At 45.1% G+C, this 22321-nt stretch carries 17 protein-coding genes; 7 read left to right on the forward strand and 10 right to left on the reverse strand.

The features are described from left to right. Window positions 1-125: 125 nt before the first annotated feature. Both Q4519_RS19305 and Q4519_RS19310 read left to right on the forward strand, forming a co-directional pair. Entirely contained in the window at window positions 126-965 is an 840-nt protein-coding gene (locus Q4519_RS19305; protein ID WP_303515130.1) for a hypothetical protein, read from the forward strand. A 277-nt stretch (window positions 966-1242) separates the two neighbouring features. Then, window positions 1243-1380: a hypothetical protein gene (locus Q4519_RS19310; RefSeq protein ID WP_303515133.1), complete on the forward strand. Its 138-nt coding sequence runs from the start codon at window positions 1243-1245 to the stop codon at window positions 1378-1380. Between the two features lie 23 nt (window positions 1381-1403). Here the strand turns inward: Q4519_RS19310 and ilvA are convergent, their stop codons facing one another. The 4 genes from ilvA to ilvG all read right to left on the reverse strand — a co-directional run bounded on the left by ilvA (window position 1404) and on the right by ilvG (window position 6994). Continuing rightward, window positions 1404-2936, reverse strand: a complete 1533-nt coding sequence (ilvA, locus tag Q4519_RS19315) for a threonine ammonia-lyase, biosynthetic (RefSeq protein ID WP_303515135.1) — start codon at window positions 2934-2936, stop codon at window positions 1404-1406. Between the two features lie 149 nt (window positions 2937-3085). Next, complete coding sequence (gene ilvD, locus Q4519_RS19320) at window positions 3086-4933, reverse strand: dihydroxy-acid dehydratase (protein ID WP_232803733.1); 1848 nt, start codon at window positions 4931-4933, stop codon at window positions 3086-3088. A 154-nt stretch (window positions 4934-5087) separates the two neighbouring features. Continuing rightward, window positions 5088-5348, reverse strand: coding sequence for an acetolactate synthase 2 small subunit (ilvM, locus tag Q4519_RS19325; RefSeq protein ID WP_303515138.1), 261 nt, complete (start codon window positions 5346-5348; stop codon window positions 5088-5090). A 2-nt stretch (window positions 5349-5350) separates the two neighbouring features. Beyond that, a complete protein-coding gene (ilvG, locus tag Q4519_RS19330) occupies window positions 5351-6994 on the reverse strand; it encodes an acetolactate synthase 2 catalytic subunit (RefSeq protein ID WP_232803734.1) in 1644 nt (547 codons plus the stop codon). A 671-nt stretch (window positions 6995-7665) separates the two neighbouring features. On the opposite strand from ilvG, the gene Q4519_RS19335 reads away from it, so the two are divergent. Beyond that, window positions 7666-9174, forward strand: coding sequence for a YifB family Mg chelatase-like AAA ATPase (locus Q4519_RS19335; RefSeq protein WP_303515140.1), 1509 nt, complete (start codon window positions 7666-7668; stop codon window positions 9172-9174). Here the strand turns inward: Q4519_RS19335 and Q4519_RS19340 are convergent. Together Q4519_RS19340 and norR are read right to left on the reverse strand one after the other, a co-directional pair. After that, the gene (locus tag Q4519_RS19340) at window positions 9160-10104 is read right to left on the reverse strand and encodes a ChbG/HpnK family deacetylase (protein ID WP_303515142.1); all 945 of its coding nucleotides are present in this window, start codon (window positions 10102-10104) and stop codon (window positions 9160-9162) included. The two genes, Q4519_RS19335 and Q4519_RS19340, sit on opposite strands and share 15 nt — an antisense overlap. 364 nt (window positions 10105-10468) lie before the next feature. Next, entirely contained in the window at window positions 10469-12052 is a 1584-nt protein-coding gene (gene norR, locus Q4519_RS19345) for a nitric oxide reductase transcriptional regulator NorR (protein ID WP_303515144.1), read from the reverse strand. A 194-nt stretch (window positions 12053-12246) separates the two neighbouring features. Between norR and norV the strand changes: the two genes are divergently transcribed. The 3 genes from norV to Q4519_RS19360 all read left to right on the forward strand — a co-directional run bounded on the left by norV (window position 12247) and on the right by Q4519_RS19360 (window position 16220). Beyond that, window positions 12247-13719, forward strand: coding sequence for an anaerobic nitric oxide reductase flavorubredoxin (gene norV, locus Q4519_RS19350; RefSeq protein WP_303515147.1), 1473 nt, complete (start codon window positions 12247-12249; stop codon window positions 13717-13719). Further along, entirely contained in the window at window positions 13719-14861 is a 1143-nt protein-coding gene (norW, locus tag Q4519_RS19355; protein WP_303515150.1) for an NADH:flavorubredoxin reductase NorW, read from the forward strand. The genes norV and norW overlap by 1 nt, the downstream gene beginning before the upstream one ends. 99 nt (window positions 14862-14960) lie before the next feature. Then, a complete protein-coding gene (locus tag Q4519_RS19360) occupies window positions 14961-16220 on the forward strand; it encodes a CBS domain-containing protein (RefSeq protein ID WP_303515153.1) in 1260 nt (419 codons plus the stop codon). Between the two features lie 88 nt (window positions 16221-16308). Here the strand turns inward: Q4519_RS19360 and Q4519_RS19365 are convergent, their stop codons facing one another. The 3 genes from Q4519_RS19365 to Q4519_RS19375 all read right to left on the reverse strand — a co-directional run bounded on the left by Q4519_RS19365 (window position 16309) and on the right by Q4519_RS19375 (window position 19779). Beyond that, window positions 16309-17769 (reverse strand): DUF5666 domain-containing protein, encoded by a 1461-nt coding sequence (locus Q4519_RS19365; RefSeq protein ID WP_303515156.1) that lies wholly within the window; start codon window positions 17767-17769, stop codon window positions 16309-16311. After that, window positions 17756-18583, reverse strand: coding sequence for a DUF6502 family protein (locus Q4519_RS19370; protein ID WP_303515159.1), 828 nt, complete (start codon window positions 18581-18583; stop codon window positions 17756-17758). Before Q4519_RS19370 ends, Q4519_RS19365 begins: the two co-directional genes overlap by 14 nt. Before the next feature lie 233 nt (window positions 18584-18816). Next, a complete protein-coding gene (locus Q4519_RS19375; RefSeq protein ID WP_303515162.1) occupies window positions 18817-19779 on the reverse strand; it encodes an alpha/beta hydrolase-fold protein in 963 nt (320 codons plus the stop codon). Between the two features lie 334 nt (window positions 19780-20113). Here Q4519_RS19375 and Q4519_RS19380 point away from each other — a divergent pair, with 334 nt between their 5' ends. After that, window positions 20114-20623: a glycine cleavage system protein R gene (locus Q4519_RS19380; RefSeq protein ID WP_303515164.1), complete on the forward strand. Its 510-nt coding sequence runs from the start codon at window positions 20114-20116 to the stop codon at window positions 20621-20623. A 53-nt stretch (window positions 20624-20676) separates the two neighbouring features. Here the strand turns inward: Q4519_RS19380 and Q4519_RS19385 are convergent, their stop codons facing one another. Beyond that, window positions 20677-22317, reverse strand: a complete 1641-nt coding sequence (locus Q4519_RS19385) for an AMP-binding protein (RefSeq protein ID WP_303515168.1) — start codon at window positions 22315-22317, stop codon at window positions 20677-20679. Between the last annotated feature and the right edge of the window lie 4 nt (window positions 22318-22321).

The raw sequence follows: 22321 nt of genomic DNA on the forward strand, positions 1-22321 counted from the left end.
GAAATTAATTAGATCACACAACGAGATGCGTTTCTATATATTTGATAGCGAAAGATATTTTGTGGGGATTCGCTAGATTGAAGCGTTATGTGACTACCAAGTACTTTCGTTACAGAGGTGTTTTTATGCGGAATTTAAAAGAAAAAATTAAAATAATAGATAAATTAATTTTGGATGATACACCTCAAAGCGTAGTCTACGCTGCTCTTGAATGTAGACTAGCAATCGAATTGGTTTGTTACGAAAGATTAAAAGTATCAATAGGAAAAATGTCTAAAAATGAAGTCGATTGGCAACCTAAGAAAGTAATCCGACAAATTTTGGCAGAAGAAAACCCAAACGCGACTCAGGAGTTAACCCTGTCAATTTCAACTGAGCCTAATGAAGAGTCTGATGATAACCCATCTTTGGAGGAGTTTAAGGCAAAGTCATATGTTAAGCTTGGTACGCAATCAGAGTTAGATATAAATAAGTTAGCTAGATCTTACCAAGCTTTATCTAATTTAGCCCTTCATGTTTCTGTACCCAAAAATCAAACAATTCAGACATATGGTGACGCTAAAACAATTAAGCGAAAATTAGAAGAAGCTCTTGTTCAGCTTAGAGCGGTTAGCTGCGGTAATCTTGTATTAGGAGGTATCGGACCAGAGTACAAGTTTCAATGTCTAGCATGTGATTCTTTAATAACCCGAAAGGTTTCTGCATTACACGATGGTAAGATAGTTCACTGTAATTCGTGCATTGAAAGTTACTTAATATCTATAAGTGATGGGGAAATCTTCCACTCTCGCAATGTATATGAAGTACCTTGTGATACTTGTGGTACGGCATCTCTTGTTTCTAAAAATTTATTTAGGAATATGAATGTAGAGGAATGCCACGAATTGAAGTGTGATGGCTGTAATAAAAAACTGTATGTCAGGTTAATGCCAACAATGTATAAGTGTCGAGAACAAGTCACATAACAGATAAGAATAGGTGTCGCGAAGCCGACACCCTATATTCAAGTGTTGGACAATGCTCGGATTATCCCCGGAACCTCGCCGATCTCGCGTTCTGCCTTATTAAGTAAATTGCTGCATTGAGCGTTAACCGCGCTTCGCCTGAGTGCCTTTTTCAAGACGAGCGGGAAGGATGCAAGGGGCGATCATTATGGAAACGCTTACCTTATCAGTTTGTTACGGCTTGCCTGTGTGTTGTTTCTTTATTCGTATTCCCTTGTTTACGCGCTAGGCGTGATGAATGCCATTATCCTTATTGCGTCCTTGCGGGGTTGATTATCTCGGTCGCAAGATACCAATGCAGCGCATGCTGTGTTGGCAGCAAGGGCAAGTGCGCGTGGGCTGGCTCAGTGGCTTAAAAATAACAGCACCCTCCTAAATTTGAAGCTTGTCACGTCGGCCCTAGCGCGACAAAAACAGCTTATATGCTGGGTTGTGGGTTTCTTCTTTTACTTCATAACCTAGCTTGTCGAGATGCTGAGTAAACTCGTCGTTGTCATTATCCGGCAAGCTAAAGCCAGCTAATACGCGGCCATAAGCAGCGCCGTGATTGCGATAGTGGAATAAAGTAATATTCCAGCGCGTGCCTAAGGTTTGCAAAAACTTAATTAACGCGCCCGGCTGCTCAGGAAACTCAAAGCTAAACAAGCGCTCTTCAATGGCACGATTAGGCCTGCCGCCAACCATATAACGCACGTGTAGCTTGGCCATTTCATCATTCGACAGGTCCACCACCGGGTAACTGGCTTGCACAAGGTTATCGGTCAGCTGGTGCAGCTCATCAAAGCCGCCGGGAATGCGCACGCCGACAAAAATGTTAGCTTCTTGATCACTGGCATAACGGTAGTTAAATTCGGTGATGGCACGACCGCCGAGCATGTTGATGAAATCTAAGAAAGCCCCTTTATGCTCAGGGATAGTAACCGCTAGCACCCCTTCTTTTTGCTCACCCAACTCACAGCGCTCAGACACATAACGCAAGCTGTGAAAGTTCATGTTAGCGCCACTTAAAATCGCCGCCATGCGCTGCCCAGATAACTGATGATCATGCACATAACGCTTTAAGCCCGCTAATGAAAGGGCGCCAGATGGCTCAGAAATAGCACGGGTATCTTCATAAACGTCTTTCACTGCAGCGCAGATTTCGTCGGTGCTGACGGTGATCACTTCATCTAAATAGTGCTGGCATAAACGAAAAGTTTCGGTGCCAATGGTTTTTACCGCCACGCCATCGGCAAATAAGCCGACTTTTTCCAATGCCGTGGGTTCGCCGGTTTCTAAAGCAATTTTTAAACAGGCGGAGTCTTGTGATTCAACACCGATCACTTTAACGTGCGGCATTAACTGCTTAACATACACGGCAACGCCTGCCGCTAAACCGCCGCCGCCAACGGGGACAAAAATATGGGTTAAGTGGGTATCTTGCTGTAGCAACTCTTTACCAACCGTGCCTTGGCCAGCAATGATATCGGCATCATCAAACGGGGGGATCAAGGTGTAGCCTTGATTAGCCGAAAGCTGTTTGGCGTGTTGGCTGGCTTCATCAAAACTGTTGCCCACCAGCTCGACTTGCGCGCCGAGTTCACGCACCGAGGAAACTTTAATATCAGGGGTGGTTTGTGGCATCACAATAATGGCTTTGATGCCCATTTTCGATGCTGACATCGCCACGCCTTGAGCATGATTACCCGCTGAAGCCGCAACCACGCCTTGCGCTTTTTGCGCATCGGATAACGAGGCTAATTTGTTATAAGCGCCGCGCAGTTTAAACGAATGCACTGGCTGTTGATCTTCACGCTTTAACAATACTTGATTGCTAATGCGTGCGCTCAGTTTTTTAAGTGGCTGCAGTGACGTTTCAACGGCCGCCTCATAAACAGGCGCCAATAGGATTTTTTTCAAATAATCCGCCGCGGTAAATTCTTGCTCTGTCATTTCAACCTCTTAATTCAAACCATCTAAAACAAAAAAAGGCCGCAAGCGACCTTTATTCGAGCATAACATTGATATTATTACGCTGTTTCAGCCATGCAAAGCCCTTTCAGCTCAACATGGCGTCAAACTAGCGATATTCTACGCTGTGTTTATTCAAACTTAGATTTATCGCGCACGGCACCCTTGTCAGCAGACAGAGCGTTAGCACCGTAAATTTTTAGCGATAGTGACACCTTACGTGGACGCTCACCCGGCTTCCATGCATCTTTACCTTTGGCTTCCATTGCAACGCGGCGCGCCGCTAACTCATCAGCAGGGACATCAAGGATGATCGAGCGAGTTGGAATATTGATATCAATGATATCGCCATCTTGCACTAGCGCAATCTCACCGCCCGATGCCGCTTCTGGCGACACGTGACCGATAGATAAACCTGAAGTACCGCCAGAGAAACGACCATCGGTGATCAAGGCACATTTTGCGCCTAAGCCCATGGATTTAAGGTAAGTGGTGGGGTACAGCATTTCTTGCATGCCCGGTCCGCCTTTCGGGCCTTCATAGCGAATAACAACCACTTCGCCCGCCACGACTTCACCACCTAGAATACCTTTTACAGCCGTGTCTTGGCTTTCGAACACTTTAGCTGGGCCACGGAAAGTAAAGTTGTCATCGGTTACGCCGGCTGTTTTCACCACACAACCATCAACGGCTAGGTTACCGGTTAATACCGCTAGGCCGCCTTCTAGGCTAAATGCATTTTCGATTGAGCGAATACAACCGCTTACGCGATCAGTATCTAACGTATCCCAGCGACAGTCTTGACTGAATGCTTTAGTGGTGCGAATACCAGCAGGGCCAGCACGGTAGAACTTTTTCACGTCCTCATCTTGGGTTTGCATGATGTCGTACTGAGCAAGCTGCTCCGCCATGGTGGTGCCCAATACGGTAGTTACTTGGTTGTTAAGTAAACCTGCGCGATCAAGCTCACCTAAGATGGCCATTACACCACCAGCGCGATGCACGTCTTCCATGTGATAAAGCGGGGTTGATGGCGCCACTTTACACAACTGAGGAATACGGCGTGACATTTCGTCCATGTCGGCCATATCAAAATCAATGTCGCCTTCTTGCACAGCTGCTAGCAAGTGCAAGATAGTGTTGGTTGAACCACCCATGGCAATGTCGAGTGCCATGGCATTTTCAAATGCCGCGCGACAAGCAATGTTACGTGGCAATACTGAGTCATCATCTTGCTCGTAGTGACGACGAGTGATTTCAACAATACGTTTACCGGCATTAATAAACAAGGCTTCACGATCAGCATGCGTTGCCAGCATCGAGCCATTACCCGGCTGCGCTAAACCTAACGCTTCGGTTAAACAGTTCATTGAGTTGGCGGTGAACATACCAGAGCATGAGCCACAAGTTGGACACGCGCTGCGCTCTACTTGCTCACTTTCTGAGTCAGACACAGTAGGATCGGCGCCTTTGATCATGGCGTCCACTAAATCGAGCTTGATGATTTGATCGGAAAGCTTGGTTTTACCCGCTTCCATTGGCCCACCTGAAACAAAAATCACTGGCACGTTTAGGCGCATTGACGCCATTAGCATGCCTGGGGTGATCTTGTCACAGTTTGAAATACACACGATAGCATCGGCACAATGGGCGTTAACCATGTATTCCACCGAGTCAGCAATCAGCTCACGTGATGGCAAGCTGTATAGCATACCGTCGTGACCCATGGCGATACCGTCATCAACCGCAATAGTATTAAATTCTTTGGCGATACCGCCCGCTTCTTCAACGGCTCTGGCAACCAATTGGCCCATGTCTTTTAAGTGCACATGGCCCGGTACAAACTGTGTGAAAGAGTTGGCAATAGCGATAATTGGTTTACCAAAATCATCATCTTTTACCCCGGTGGCACGCCAAAGGGCTCTTGCGCCGGCCATATTACGTCCATGAGTTGACGTTGCACTACGATACTTAGGCATAACAATTCTCTCTCACATTCAGTTTTAAATAAGTTTACCAAGCGCTGATGTTAATCAATCGCTTGGGTTATGCGCCCTAACATAATCTAACTGGGCTATTTTGTCTTGTTTTTCAAAACCTGCGGTTTTGAAAGGTTTAAGGGATAACGCTGAGTTAAACCACGGCTAATTTTGGCTCCACCGCGCGTTCACTAACCGCGACTGAAGTCACGCCAATCAATTTGCTCAGTTGCGCGGTTAGCAAGGCAATGGCACGTTCACTCTCTAGTGCAACCTGAAGCTCAACTTGTTGTAATTCGCTGTCTAAATTCATTTGCATATTTTGCACGCTAAAACCGCGGTGGCGCATCACGCGTAATACACGCTCTAATAATTCAGGGCTATGCTGAGCCGTAACCGTTAGGTGATGTAACATAATTAGCATTCCTCCATCATTTTATCGTTGGCTGCACCCGGTGGCACTAATGGCCAAACGTTTTCTTCTTCACTGATGGCGACATGTAAGATGTACGCCCCTTTACTGTTTAGCATGCGCTCAAGTGCCGGCTGCACTTGCTCTTTAACAACTATAGTTTCACCCGGAATATCAAACGCGGCTGCTAAGGCAACAAAATCTGGGTTATCGGTCAAAATAGTTTCGCTGTAGCGGCCTTCAAAGAACAACTGCTGCCATTGGCGTACCATGCCTAAACGCTGGTTATCTATCAGTAGAATTTTCACTGGCAGTTTGCGGCGCTTGATGGTGCCAAGCTCTTGTACATTCATCATAAATGAGCCATCACCCGACACTGCAATAACGGTATCGTGTGGACGTGCTACTTGCGCGCCAACGGCGGCTGGCACACCAAAGCCCATAGTGCCTAACCCTGAGCTTGAAAGGTGATCTCGCGGACTATCAAATTCGATGTGCTGCGCCACCCACATTTGATGTTGGCCCACATCACAAGCGACTACGGTATTTTTTGGCGCCATATCTGACAGCTGTTTTAATAGCAGCGGTGCATAAATAGCTTCACCGGGATGATCGTAACGCCAGTGATATTCTTGCCTCATGGCAATAGTGTGTTGTTGCCAGTCGTCAATATCCAACGGCATCGCTAGCTGCGGTAATACTTGTTTTAAATCTGCTGCAATTGCAACGTCAGCTTTGCGCAATTTACCCAGTTCAGCAGCATCAATATCAAGGTGAATAACTTTGGCATTCACCGCAAACTCATCCAATTTACCTGTCACGCGGTCATCAAAGCGCGCGCCTGCCACCACTAATAAGTCTGCTTCTTGTACCGCAAAGTTAGCAGCTTTAGTGCCATGCATCCCCACCATGCCTAAGAAAGCGTACTGATCGGGTGCGATGGTGCCAATGCCTTTTAACGTGGTCATACTCGGCATTTTGGTTTTCGCTAAAAAGTCGCGCAGTTCGGCTTCGGCGTGAGCTAACGTAACACCTCCACCTACATATAACAGCGGTTTTTTTGCTTGACTAAGCAATTCACGCGCAGCAGTAATATCTGTTAGTTCAGGTGAATTTGGCTCAGACACTTCGTGAGTAATACAGGCATGCTCAATGGCGGCTAATTGAATATCTTTAGGAATATCGACCAACACCGGACCGGGACGACCAGAGCGTGCCACTTCAAACGCTTGCGCTATCACTGAACCTAAATCTTCCGCGCGCTGCACCATAAAGCTGTGTTTAGTACAAGAAAGGGACATGCCTAACACATCAACTTCTTGGAACGCATCGGTGCCAATTAATGGTGAGGCCACCTGACCGGTAATCGCCACAATAGGCACTGAATCCAACAACGCATCAGCAAGACCGGTGATCAAGTTAGTGGCACCAGGGCCAGAAGTAGCAATGCAGACCCCCACGCCACCCGTTGAGCGTGCATAACCAATCGCAGCCATTGCCGCACCTTGCTCATGGCGACATAACAAGTGGTCTACACCACAATCATACAATGCATCATACACCGGCATGATGGCCCCGCCAGGGTAACCAAACACTTGCTTCACGCCTTGCTGTTGTAATGCCTTAACCACAAAATGGGCACCGTTCATAACCACACATCCTAAGTCAAAAAAAAACCCCCGAACCAGTTAAGGTGCGGGGGTTTAAAATGTTTGTCTGAGTTATTTTATCTTAGCCAACATTCCCCCGAGCGATGGTTGAATGACCACCACTAGGACCAGAATAATCAGGCTAACTATTTTAAACATTGAGCACTCAGTCACGAATTAATACAAAAACTGCCTACATAACTACCATAAATGCCCTAGAGCATCAACACAGTACAAAGGTGGTTTTTACCTGTAAATTGTTTTTTTGGTTCAGCAAACCTATACAAGATCCAGACATAATTAAAATACACAGAACAATAGACCAGTATTGATTAAATATGCAATATATAGACAAGGCAAATTTCCAATCTACCCGATCTGACTCAAAGCTAAAATAACTAAAAAAATTTCCATTAATTTTGCGATGCCAGATATCTGGCTAATACTTATACCCAGTCAACGAGGAACAGCTTTATTTCAACAAGAGTTTACATGCGTTTAGGCAAGGCATTGATTGCAGCTAATGACCTTCCCTTATTCAAAGTCAATCACACAGCATAAATGCCAGTAAAGCTTGCCCTTTGCCAGCGCACCAACTATTGAAAACACGGTGGCGCTCTGAAACATGTACCTTCTAGTTGATTGGGTATCGCACTGAACAAGGAGCCGTCATGTCACTTGCTATTGTATATTGTCGCAGCTTACTCGGGATTGATGCGCCAGAAGTGATGGTAGAAGTGCATTTAGGCCGAGGTTTGCCCGCCTTTAATTTGGTCGGCCTGCCCGAAGCCAGCGTTAAAGAAGCCAAGGAGCGGGTTCGAAGCGCCATTCAGAATTCACAATTTGAATTTCCCAGTTCGCGATTAACGGTAAACCTTGCACCCGCTGACTTACCCAAAAATGGCGGTCAATTTGATTTGGCGATTGCATTAGGCATTTTAGCAGCTTCAGGGCAGATCCCTGCGCAGCAGCTAAGCAAGTATGAGTTTTTTGGCGAATTGGCATTATCAGGCGAGCTTCGCTCTTGCCGAGGTATGATCCCCGTGGCCATGGCGGCGAGGGACGCGAAACGAACCTTAGTGTTACCAACAGCCAATGCGCCCCAAGTCAGTTGTGTCAGTGGCGAACATAAAATTGCTAATAATTTATTACAAGTGTGCCGCTTTCTCGCGGGACAAGAGCAACTCGACCATGCGCCACCACATCAACCATCACAAGAGAGCACCGAGTGTGCCGATTTGATTGATATTATTGGGCAATATCAAGGCAAGCGCGCCCTTGAAATTGCTGCGAGTGCGGGGCATCACCTGCTTTTGATCGGTCCACCAGGCACGGGTAAAACCATGCTAGCCAGTCGTATTCTAGGCATCATGCCAACACTAAGCGAAGCTGAGGCCCTTGAAACAGCAGCGATTTATTCAATTAGTGATTTACCTGATTTGCCTTGGCAAACTCGGCCTTTTCGCCAGCCTCATCACAGTGCGTCAGCGGCGGCTTTAGTTGGCGGCGGCGGTAAGCCAAAACCGGGCGAGATAAGCTTAAGTCATAATGGGGTACTTTTTTTAGACGAGCTGCCAGAATTTTCCCGTGTTATTTTAGACAATTTGCGCGAACCGATGGAAAGTCAGCAAATCACTATTTCACGCGCCACCGCTAGGTTAAATTTTCCAGCTAAATTCCAACTTATTGCAGCGATGAACCCGAGTCCATGTGGCTTTCATCAAGGTGAGCTGAGTCGAAGCACTCCCGATCAAGTTCAGCGATATTTACAACGCTTATCAGGCCCTTTTCTCGACCGCTTCGATATTTCGGTGATGATCCCTGCTTTACCTAAAGGGAGTTTAAGTAAGCCAAGCCAAGAAGGAGAAAACAGTGCCGTCATTAAAGCACGGGTGATAGCCAGTCGCGATAGACAACTCGCTCGACAAGATAAGCTTAATGCGCATTTAACCGCGGCCGAAATCAAACAGTTTTGTCCGTTAACTGCTGGTGACAGTGAGTTTTTAGAAAATGCCATCGAAAGGCTTGGCCTGTCGGTTCGTGCTTGGCACAGTATTATCAAGGTTGCACGTAGTATTGCGGATTTGGCAGATGATCCGAAGATTAGCCGATCTCATCTCACTGAAGCATTAAATTATCGTGCGATGGAACGCCTATTAGCCAGCTTAGGTAAAATGTGACCCTTTATGTGAGAGTAAGGCTTGAATATCTTTAAATGAAATCAGGTGAATGCCTTGCCGCTTAATAAATGCCTGTAATTCTTTGCTGAGCATTGCATGATAATCTGCCACCCGTATTTGCCAATCAGCGCCAGGGCAAATAGCACGCAACTCAGGGGTATCAAGAGAAGGATGTAACATAAAGAAACTGACGCCTGCAGGTAACTCTGTTAACAAGTGTTTAATGTGCCCCACGCGATCATCCGCATGTTTGTAAGGCAGGCTACACCAGTTATCAAACAAGGGAGTATCTGCTTGCTCCATCTCCCACGTCGTTGCTAGCACATCAGGCCATTCTGGAACCAGAGGGGTTTCGCTACGTTGCATTTGTGTATGTTTGATAAAGGGCGCAACCCTATTAAGATAATCCGAATGTAAGGCCATCATAGGTAAGTTATAACGCTGAGCCACACGATAAAATATCGGCAAGGTTTTCGCTGATAACATCGCAAACATATGCGAATCTAAATGAGAAATAGGCATGCCTACTCGCAGTGCGGCTTCTATTTGTGCCACCACTTCCTGCTCAACAGCTTCAGCCTGCGCCAGCGACCAGCAAGTATACTCACTACGATGAAAAAAGCCTTCAGCATCGACTAGGCCCGATTCTGGCGTAGGATTAGTCAATGGACGCCAGCGGTATTCTTGCCATTCTGACGTTAACATCAGGTGAACACCTAAGTCAGCATCAGATTGCGATTTGGCTAAGTTTGCTGCCGATAAAAACCACGGGCAATTCACCATCACAGAGCCCGATCGGGCCAAGCCAAAATCTTTTAAATCTTGATAAGCCTGCACGCTTCCTAGATTCATGCCGATATCGTCACAATGAAACAACACCACCCGATCTTCTAGCCCAAAGCCTAGCTTTTGTAACAAAGTATTTTTCATTGCCCGCCCTTACATTCAATAATTAAAATTTAAGTGATCATCGCAAGCAAGCATGACAAATAAATAATAGAGCAATGATTCATAGTACAAAATAACCAATACCGCAGACAGTGTCGATGATGTAAGGCAATTATACCCAATCAATCTGGAGATGCTTGATTTCAGCAAGATTTTACACGCGTTTAGACAAGGCATTGATTGCAAGTAATGGCTTTCCCCTTATCAAAATCAATAACGCAGCATAAACGCCTGTAAAACTTGCCCTTTGGGAGCGGCTCTGAAACATGCATCTTCAAGTTAATTGGGTATAACTGACTCGAAAAACACACAACCAACGTTGGCGCATCCATGGGGCAAACATTCACTACTTCAGTCCCAATTTTTTTGCTAATCGATGTAAGTTACCATTATCTAGTTCAAGATCCCGTGCCGTAGAGGCCCAATTGTTATTATTGCGCCGATAACATTGCGCGATTAGGTCTTTTTGGAATTGCTGCGTTGCTAGTTTTAACCCCACGCCTTGCACCTCTATCCGAGAAAGTATCGCGCTTTTTGCGCTGGTTTCATTCTCTATGCAGGGCACATTGGTAAGGGCTTTTTCACCTTCGTGCCCAGCTGCAAAACCAGCATGAAGCTCTGGCAACAGCATCTCAGCCGTCAACACCAAGTGGCTCAGATTATCTCCCACTCGCGCAATCACGGCAGCACGATTAATCACATGTTCAAGCTCTCTAATATTGCCCGGCCAGTGATGCTGCTTAATCGCGGCAATAAAACTGTCATCAAGACGAATACCACTCAGCCCTAATTTTTGCCGACAGCGTTCAGCGAAAAAACCCGCCAACAGCACCACATCTCCCTCTCGATCACGTAACGGTGGCACAAACAACGGAAACACACTCAACCTATGATACAAGTCGGCGCGAAAACGGCCTGCCCGAACCTCTTCATCTAAACTGCGATTCGTCGCCGCAACAATGCGCGTATTAACCCGAATATGACAATCATCCCCCACCCGCTGAATATCACCAAATTGCAGCGCTCTTAATAGCTTAGCTTGTAGCGTTAGAGTCAACTCTGCAACTTCATCCAAAAATAAGGTGCCATTATCAGCTTGCTCAAACTTGCCTTTGCGATGACTAATCGCGCCAGTAAAGGCACCTTTAACGTGACCAAACAACTCACTTTCCGCCACCGATTCTGGCAATGCGGCACAATTCAGGTAAACCAAATTTTCGTTCGCTCTGGCTGACTGAAAATGCATGGCATTGGCTACCAGCTCTTTACCGACTCCCGTTTCTCCTGTCACCAAAACCGTTAAATCTGTGTTAGCCACTGCATTTATCTGAGCCCTTAGGTCGGTCATGACCGCCGAAGTGCCGATCATTTCTTGACGTATACTGTGTTTTTCGGTCAACGGCTCATGGCCAAGCAAGGTTTGCTTTTCCAATTGCTCAAGTAATAGTGCGCCATGTAGCGCACTGGCGGTTAACGCGCTGACAATGCGTAGGTCATCGTCGGCAAAGTCTTCAAATTGCTCGGGGTCAAAAGCATCAATGGTCATTGCGCCAAGCAAACGCCCGCCAATGTTCAAGGGCAAGCCAATACATGAATGCACCTGTAATTTATCATCATGATTAGGGATCAAACCATCGTAGGGATCAGGCAAGTCACTGTCGGCAGGAAAGCGAACTACATCTCCGGCACGGGCGATCGCTTCCAGCCTCGGATGAGCCGAAACAACAAAGCGCCGGCCCAGTACTTCGTCGGCCAAACCATTAATAGCTAAAGGAATGAAGTGTTGTTCTTGAAATAGCAATAATGCTGATGCATCGCAGTTAAGCGTGCGACGAATGGTCGACAATAGCCGTTCAAACCGATCTTGGCTGGATAGACTCGAATTAAGATCAAGAGCAACTTGAAGCCATTGAGAAGAAATTTTTGCCATTACAACATCCTAAGTTGTGTCATTAAGACAATGGTACTGTCTTTTTAACACATGTAAAGAGTGTCAAAATAACACAATTAATAACTATGCAAAAAATAAATACAACATAAACAGCAAGATACGACTTGGCATGGCGCCTGCAATGCATAGGTTGAATTTATTAATTTATCTTTAAACTATAGCAGGAGCAAACCATGACCATCCACGTAAAAAATAACATTCATTGGGTCGGCCAACGCGATTGGGAAGTACAAGATTTTCACGGCACCGAATACAAAATGACCAAAGGAACCAGTTATAATAGCTACCTCATTAGAGAAGAAAAAACCGTACTAATTGATACGGTAGATCATCGTTTTAGCCACCAATTTTTACAAAATCTTGCGCTAGAAATTGATTTAAAGAAAATCGATTTTATTGTGATAAATCACGCTGAAGAAGATCATTCCGGTGCGCTTTCAGCCCTCATGGAAAAAATTCCAAATACCCCTATTTACTGTACCGAAGCCGCCATTGATTCAATTGTGGGGCATCACCACCACCCTGAATGGAATTTTAACACCGTAAAAACTGGTGATACCCTTGATATCGGTAACGGCAAGAAGCTTATCTTTATTGAGGCCCCCATGTTGCATTGGCCTGATAGCATGATGACTTACCTAACAGGCGACGCGGTACTCTTTAGTAATGACGCTTTTGGCCAGCACTATTGTGATGAGCATTTATTTAATGATGAAGTTGATCAAAATGAACTATTCGATCAATGCTTGCGTTATTACTCAAATATCCTTACCCCCTTCAGCAGCTTAGTAACCGCTAAAATTAAAGAAGTACTGAGTTTCAATGTTCCCGTAGACATGATTGCCACGTCCCATGGCATTGTTTGGCGCGACAACCCCACCCAAATAATTCATCAGTACTTAGCATGGGCCGATAATTATGCGGAAGATCGCATCACTATTTTCTATGACTCCATGTCAAATAACACCCGAATGATGGCCGATGCCATTGCACAGGGGATCCATGATGTCGATCCAAAAGTTGCGGTAAAAGTATTTAACGTTTCAAAACACGATAAGAATGACATTCTTGCTAATGTGTTTCGTTCAAAAGGTATTTTTGTTGGCTCATCAACCATGAATAACGTCATGATGCCTAAAATTGCGGGCATGCTGGAAGAGATCACAGGATTAAGATTTAAAGCTAAAAAAGCCGCCGCTTTTGGCAGTTATGGTTGGAATGGTGGCGCAGTTGATCGGATCCACGCACGCTTAACCGATGCCGGCTTTGAAACAGCGTTAAGCCTAAAAACAAAATGGCGTCCAGACGGTAAAGCCATGCAAGCCTGTCGTGAACATGGTCGTCAAGTAGCAAAAAATTGGGCCTTACAAAACAACACACTGCAACCGCCCATGAGTGCGCAATCAGCAGCGCCAGCCCCATCAACCACCGTAATAACCGAGCCCGTTCAACAGCAGGGTAATTCTCAAGAGATGATTTGCACCGTATGTAATTGGATTTACGATCCCTTAGTAGGTGAAAGCAATCAAGGCATTGAGCCCGGCACACCTTGGCCTGAAGTCCCTGATTACTTCCTTTGCCCTGAATGCAATTTGGGTAAGGAAGTATTTGTGGCATGTCAAAAGAAAGCTGAGGAGGCAGCTTAATGAGCGCACCATTAATTATTATTGGCAGTGGTTTTGCCGCTTATCAGCTCATTAAAACACTGCGCCGCCAGCAATCTGATATCGCCATTCAAGTGATCACCACTGACGCAGGAGATGAGTACAACAAACCAGATTTGAGCCATGTATTTACGCGCAATCAAAGTGCGAACGACTTAGTGGCGCTAAGCGGCGCACTGTTTTCAGAGCAGTATCAAGTTTCCTTGGTACCCCACACCCGTGTTGAAAGTATTGATACTCAAGCTCGCTGTGTGTTGGCCAGCGGTCAACGCTACCCCTATAGCAAGCTGGTTTTAGCAACTGGGGCCCAAACTTTTATCCCCACGGTTGCGGGCAACGCGGCAGCTGATGTGCTGACGCTGAATAGTTTGCAAGAATATCGCGACGCACAACAACGCATTGCGCAAAGTGAACGAATTCTGATTATGGGAGGTGGATTAATCGGCGTGGAGTTAGCAATGGATCTCATTGCTGCGGGTAAGCAAGTGCGTATCGTAGAAACACACTCACATATGCTCGCCAACTTAATGCCTCATTTTGTCGCCTCATCCCTTGAACAACAGCTACTCAAAGAGGGGGTAAAGATGGAGTTCACTAGCCACGTGACGGCCATTAACAGAAACCCAAGTGGTTTAGTGGTAAGCACGGCTCAAGGCCGAATACATGAAGTGGACTGCATTATTTCAGCGGCGGGCCTGAGCCCTAACACTCGTTTAGCGAAACAAGCAGGCATAGCCGTAAACGTCGGTGTACTCGTCGACAAACAGTTAAAAACCTCTGTTGCGGACATTTATGCGCTGGGTGATTGTGCCGAAATTGATGGCAAGGTCATGTCCTTTTTACAGCCTATCGTGCTCAGTGCCAACATCTTAGCCAAACAATTGTTAAGTGAGCCAGCAGAGCTTAATCTACCCGCCATGATGGTGAAGGTTAAAACGCCTAACTACCCAATCCAGCTGGGTGGTCACTTTAGCGCAACGTCAAACTGGCAAGTCAATTTTACCACCCAAGGGTTAACGGCAAAGGCTTACAATTCCGAGCAAAAGCTGACGGGGTTTGTAGTGACACGCGATTGTGTTAATCAAGCCTTTCCACTATTGCGAGAGGTACAACTCACCCAATAACACAACGCCACAACCAGACCAAAGGGGCTGATTAATCGGCCCCTTTTCATCAACGCACCTTGATGGGCGTTGTTAATGATATAAAAAATAGCCTCATTATTGGCAGCAAGATCAAAGATCCATTATGCTGCCTTTCTTGTTGCCATGATTGATACTAAATATATGCCATCACAACTCCCCCATGGTCAAAAATGGTTTTTCCGTTTACTAGCACTGCTGGGTATCCAGCCTAAAGACAGCCAAAGCACAATAGGTATTCCACTGCTAGAGCGTGTTAAAGTGGCTATTGCTGCATTTATTACCTTGTTTTTGGTCACTTGGGTTAGCTTATCGCTTCAAGACCCCCAAGCTGCAACGGTACTATTAGCTTCAATGGGGGCATCGGCGGTCATTATTTTTGCTTTGCCCAGCAGTCCGTTGGCCAAAACCTGGAATTTTATGGCAAGTCATAGCCTTGCCTGTTTGGTCGGGCTTGGGATGACGTATGTTGTGCATGATTTTGCTCTGATGGCAGGGTTCACGGTAGCGGCAATATTGATGCTGATGTACATTTTTCAGTGCATCCATCCGCCTGCGGCCGCCACCGCGCTAGTGCCGGTGATCGCCAGTCAAAGTGGTGGAGTTAATTACACCATTATTACTTCAGTGGCAATTAACTTAGTAGTATTTTCTGCGGTGAGCATATTGCTTAATCGCTTCGTTTTACAGCGCGCCTCCGCTAAGTTAGTGAAGCAATATGACCCCATACACTTACATCAAGATCATACTCCACTTAAACGATTAGGCCTGCAAACTGACGACTTAATGCATGCCATTAACAGCTTTGATTCTGTTGTCGATATTAGTGAGCAGGATTTAGAACAGATTTATCAACAAGCTCAACTGCATGCATACCAAAAGCGCTGCGGGGAAATACTAAGTCGCGATATCATGTCGCAAGATTTAATCACCATAAACCAAGACGCTTCTTTAGGCACGGCATGGAAATTACTGCAAAAACATAAAATTAGTATGTTGCCAGTAATAAATTCAGAACAAGAATTGCTAGGAGTCATTTCCAGTACCGATTTTTTAAAGCAGCTAACTGTACCCAGCTACGCGGGCCTGTTGCGTCATTTAAATGCGCTATTAATTAAGCGTAAACATAACGATGAAATTCAAAATCGGGTGCAAGACTTAATGGTGACGAACGTAACTGTGGTCAAAGATAGTGATCATATTGTGGCTCTGGTTCCTTTGCTATCAGACATAGGCTTGCACCATATTCCGGTACTTGATGCGCAGCAAAAGTTATGTGGCATCATCACTCAATCTGACTTAATTGGTGCACTGTATGCGGTGCATAACCGCCAGTACTAATGACCATTAGTGAAGCCATGACGTAAAAAAAGGCGAGCCGAGGCTCGCCAAACAAACACTGAGTAGACAGTGATTCAAGGGTATGGAACTAATCGTCGAGTAAAATCTTGTCTATTTGCTGATCGCCATTAGTATCAATAAGTACCACCTCATCAAGCTGTGCTGCCTTGGTGAAAAAATCAGCCACAGACATACCACCTTCAATATCGGTTTCAGCGGTCAAACTAAGAGTGAAACCAGCGACATTGACTTGTTGATTAGCAGCATCTAAATGAGCTGATGCTAACTCAACTTCAAGCATCACATCGGCTTCACTTTCTTCCCGCTCCACCTCTTCGGCAACCCATTGCGAGTCAGATTCAAATAAATCGAGTTCAAGATAATCACCTACCGCAATATCTTCTAGGTTAAAGCGACGTACATCGTCACGATCATCGTCCCATTTGGTACGCTTATTAACAACGACACTAATCGGCTGACCAAAGGCAGATAAGCTGAGCGTTTGAGCGTCAAGATCTACACTTTCAACCCGTGTTGACAGACTCACCTCTTGCTCATCTTTGCGACGTAACACCTCAATGGATTCAGCCACTAGCACTTTGTTTACCATCACACCTTCAACTTCAACTAACAAATCCACACTTAACTCAGATTCAAGCTGAACGGCACTGGCATCAACCGTTATACCATTTAAAGTAAAACTAGTTTGACTGTCTAACGCTGAAATTAAGCCTTGTAGCTCAACTTCCTGTTGCTCTGAAGGTGTTAAAGAATCAATTTCTAAGGCTAAAATATCTTGGCTATCAATCGTATTTAGTGTCCCTTCCACTTTCACTCGCTCACCTTCAGCAAGCTCCCCATCAGAGTTGGCGGTCGCTAGACTGATTGTGAATGGAGCCACGCCATCACTGACAACTAAGGAGAACTGAGTATCGCTTAGGTTTGTCACATTACCGATCATTTGAACTTCAGACACATTGGCAACAAAAGGGGCAGCTTCAAGCTCAAAATAACTCACTTGGAATTGGCCTTGTGCATTATAGAAACCACTTAGCTCAATCATGCTGCCGGGTTTAAGTAAATCGGCGTTTTGTTGCAACTGTTCAAATGTCACCTCTGCAAATTCCGTTGCCTGGCTGTCAACAACAGCGGTCACTCCCATCACTGGGATCATGATTTGATTACGTCCTACTATCTGGATGTTGCCACTAACAGGGCCTTTAATACCCGCATCAAAATAGACTTTATTGGCCGTGCCCGATTCGCCTTCGGCATCACCTTCAACACGAACTAGCATACCCATGGCAAGCGCTGATTCATTCACCAATTTGCCATTGACAAAGAACTGGCTGTTATCGGTGTTAAATCTGACACCATTTACGTAGATACTACCAAAGCCGCTGATAACGCCTGAATAGTTATTACTTAACGCAACCCCCGTACCGCCAATGCCACCGCCACGATTCGCTGTCGAACCACCACCACAAGCCACGAGTGTTGACCCTATCACTAGGGCACCTAAACCAACCGCCAGGTTACTTAACTTCATCATCCTGATTTCCTAATTTATTCTGGTAATAATAAATTCCCAGACTGACATAATGACAATCTGATTCATCTTCACCTTCTGGGATTTCCTGTTCGCCGAGCCACAGGTTAAATTGTTCTAACAATGCTTGAGAATGCTCAGCGGCATACGCTTGGAACAGAGGCAGATCTTTAGCCTGAATTAATGAATTCGATACTTTTCTTTGGAACCAGAGCTGATCAGCATCACAAACAAGGTTGTGATTTAAAGTGCTGATCAGCTCAGCGGTATCCGCGCCAAGAATTGACAATTTTGCTATTTCATCTGCTTGCGGGACAAAGGCGTGCTGTACCAACATAACACCGCGTTCTGAAATAACAACGTTGCCCGCCGCGTTAAGCACATCCAACATAGCTTTGGTGGGGATATCACCACTATATCGCTTAACGAGTGCGGCAAATGAACCTCTGTCACCTTCAACTGACAGGATAGAAGGGTGTAAAGGTGCATCTGAAAACTCAGCGTCATTCAACCAACCACTAATAACCCGGGAGGCCCGATTATACTTATTCCCAGTAACATTATTTAATGGTTGCTTGAGATCATGCAGACGTTTAGTTTCTTTACGCGTTAAACCAGTGAGAGCAGCGACACGAGAGAGCGTTTGCTTTTTACCACTTTCACCATGTTCATCAAACGCAACGTCTACATAAACCTTTTTTACTAACTCACTGAATACACTAAACACGACACCGTTACGCAGTAGAATGCGCACCAGTGGTCTCAGGATCATTAGTAGTGCCTTTTTAAGGGCTATTTCACGTATTTCATTCATATTTGGGATTATATTCCCAAATTTATTTTTTTCAAGTTATATGACAATTTTATTACTAAGATGGCCAAAATCAGTCTAAAAGCTTAATGAGCCAGAGATCCGTTTCCGTCTATCGTAGCCAAATAAAGTATGCTGTACGGCAAAAGGTCATTTTCAGGAGGGTAAACAGGAAACGTATGGAAACATTTATGCAGCAAGCATAAATTCATTTAGCTAACTAAGGTTCGAGTTAATTAGCGCCCTAAATTACGTTGTAGCCAAGGCAACGCCACTTGCTCCATCTGTGTTTGCCAACTAGCCGTCGCATTCTCAAAATCATGTGATAAATAATGCTCATTAAATAATTGATGTAGCCCTTCACAGCCCTGACTAAAGTCAGCCGCGACACTGCCCCCACAAGCCAAAAATATGTCGGACTGCGGATACTCTCGAAAATAGATGGCAAGTTTGTTGTTCCAATCCCCCATGCCTGTATACCAAGCCTGCTGCATTGACACATCTTCTTCCGTATCGGTAAATTGTGGTATTTGTCCGTATAGCTCACCCTCTACTGGGCTAACTGCAGCGGAATAAGCATTGAGGATAGGCCTAGGAATACGCGAAATCGATTGCTTTAGCTGCTTATTTTGCAACACCATAGGGCTAAATGCAGCGAAGTGCTGAACATTAGAGGGAAACTGTAGCCCCAAATTCAGTACCGCCAACCCACCCATTCCAAAGCCAAGCCATGCCGCTTCATTCGGTGAGTGACTTACCCTGATTTGTCTTTGCACCTGAGCTTGTAAGTCGAACAGAAGGTAGTCTTGCCAGTCCCCCGTTAAACTTGAATTAAGATAAAAGCTCCCTCCGAAGTCATTCGTCCCCGACACCGCGACTAATACAAACTCACTGTGGTTACTTTGGCTGAACCACTTATCCAGTACGGGTTGAATTTTTCTCAACTCATAAATACTCTGATTAAAATCGAGTAGCCAGTACATCACAGGGTATATTTTAGTGTGTTTAGCTCGGTAAGACGGAGGTAAATAAACCATCACCTCTTGCTTCACATCGGTGCCAAGTCGATTACCCGAAAGCATTTGAGCTTGGATCGGAATGGTTTTTAGCTGCCCATTTTCAGCTAGCGCAAAAATTGGCAGGTAGCAACAAACTGCGACGAGCCAATAGGTTATTTTCGTTGATGTCATCTTGCCCATAATTAAGTCCTCGCTGTAACCCCTTATTCAGATCTAGCATCGAAAATCCTCTCAACCAAAGCTAGTTAACGAAATTGACACAAATAAACACCAAATTAACAAATTCAACATGTTGAAATATAAAAATAAAATTTATCTATTCGATAGAAAGCGAGCAAAAGGATTAATCGTAAAGATATCGACTATAATTAAATCAGCCTCAGTTAATTCTTTTTCATCAATGGGTTAAGTGAAGAAGATCACGAACTGCCGATGAAATAATTGCTACTGTTGATACATCAACTAACCAAAAAGTAGTAGTTGCTTTTATACTTCTAGCCCGAAGGGGGAAATGATGAATACACAATTTATGGCCACAATTGCCGGCGAAGATCGTCCCGATTTACTCAAGTTGCTAGCAGGAAAAACTCACGCACTCGAAGGTCGCTGGCTAGATAGTAAGATAAGCCGCCTTGAAGGCCAGATAGCAGGCATCATAAAAATTGATATACCCAATGAAAATTTATCCGCGTTAAAGGCAGATTTTAACAGTATTCCTAATTTTCACGTCAGCACTTCTGATGTGAAACTAGTGACTATCACTGAATGCGCGCAGCTTAATCTAAAAATTGAAGCTAATGATAGACCTGGGATTATTAGCGATATAGCGCATTTTTTAGACAGTAAAGGGGTCGCCATTGAACACATGGAAAACCATCGCTTCGGCGTTATAGGCTTAGGTACAACAGTATTCATTGCTGAGCTTAGCTTAATGGTGCCAGTGGATATGGGCACTGAATTTCTGGTGGAAGAGCTTGAAAGGCTATCCAGTGATTTAAGAGTCGAAGTTGAAGAAATAGCTTAGCTACTTCACCAGAGAGATCAGGACTTAACAAAGTAAGTTAAGTCCCATTAGCTTTAATACCAAGCTATTTGTTCATCAGCCTGTGTAAAGAGCGCTTTATACTTTGCTTCTAGTTTATGGCGACGGATCTTGAGCGTTGGTGTTAACAAGCCATTCTCAGGTGTCCACGCATCACTTAAAATAAGTAAATGAGCTAACCGCTCGTGAGACTCTAAACGCTCATTAATATGCTCCAGCAGCTCAGCTAATTTTTTCCCCAATGTAACTTTATCCATTTCTTTAGCTAATTCTGACAAAATCAATAAAACCACTGGCTGTGCTAAACCATCACCAGCCACACAAACTTGTTCCACTAAGGAAGAATCTTCAAACTTGGCTTCAATAGGTACTGGCATGACATATTTACCCTTGGCTGTTTTAAACATGTCTTTTAGGCGACCAGTGATACGTACGAAGCCCTCATCATCAACTTCGGCCTTATCCCCTGTGTGAATAAAGCCATCCTTAGTATATAGCTGCCTTGTCAATTCAGGTTGTAAATAATATTTCGTGAGCATAGCATCACTTTTAAACAGTAATTCACCTTGCTCGGAGACTTTAATTTCTGCAGCGCTACCGGTACGTCCAACTGAATCAATGTGTTTTGAGTTAAAGGGGACATTTAGGGTGCCATAAGCTAATGTTTCCGACATCCCCCACGCTTGGCAAATGTTAATGTCTAACCGAGCATACCAACGCAGCAATTCCGTAGAAACCGCAGCAGAGCCACAACCCAATAAGCGAGCTTCTTCTAGGCCTAGAGCCACCTTAATTTTGTTTTTCACGATGCGATTAAGAAAAGGCACTTTAAGTAAAAAATCGAGTTTTTTCGGTGGCATTTTCTGCCAAATTCCTTGCTGAAACTTCAACCACAAGCGCGGAACAGATAAAAACAAGGTAGGCTTAATAGCTTGCAGGTTAGCATTAAATCGCGCTAACGATTCGACAAATGAGACACTAATTGAACCCGAAAATAACGCCGTACCTTGAATATATACACGCTCGGTAATATGCGCCAAAGGCAAGTAAGACACAGTTCGTTCACAGCCTTGTATATCTAGCTGCTCGATTAAATGGTACGACGCTTTAGCATAACCAGCAAAACTCATCACTACCCCTTTTGGCTCTCCTGTACTGCCAGAGGTATAAACAATGCTCATCTTAGCATTGGGATCGAGTGCATCGGGGTACGGAATAGGTTGGTTGTTTTTTACTAACTGCGACCATTGCAACGCAGCTGGCATCGTTTCTGTGACCATGGCAATACGCACCACATCACTCTCAATCCCCTTTTCTTGGTCTGCCCAGTGATCTAACGCACCGACAAAAATCGCCCTCGTTTCACTGTGCTTTAACACATAGTGAATGGTTTCACTGCTGGCGCTGGCATAAATGGGCACACTAACATAGCCAGCTAACATAATCGCAAAATCAGCAATAAACCAATGAGCGCTATTTTTCGCCAGTATCGCAATTCGCTCACCCGGCTCAAAGCCCATTGCCTTTAATGCACTGGCAATGCGACGTGCTTCATCGGCCACTTCAGCCCAAGTGTGTTCTATAAAAATATCGCCTTGAGGCTGGCGAAGAAAAACCTGCTCGGAAGCATGCTCTTGCCAGTATCGCAAAGCAGAAACTGGATGCGCAAATACCATAACT

The sequence above is a fragment of the Motilimonas sp. 1_MG-2023 genome (assembly GCF_030547455.1).
GTDB lineage: Bacteria > Pseudomonadota > Gammaproteobacteria > Enterobacterales > CBDFNC01 > Motilimonas.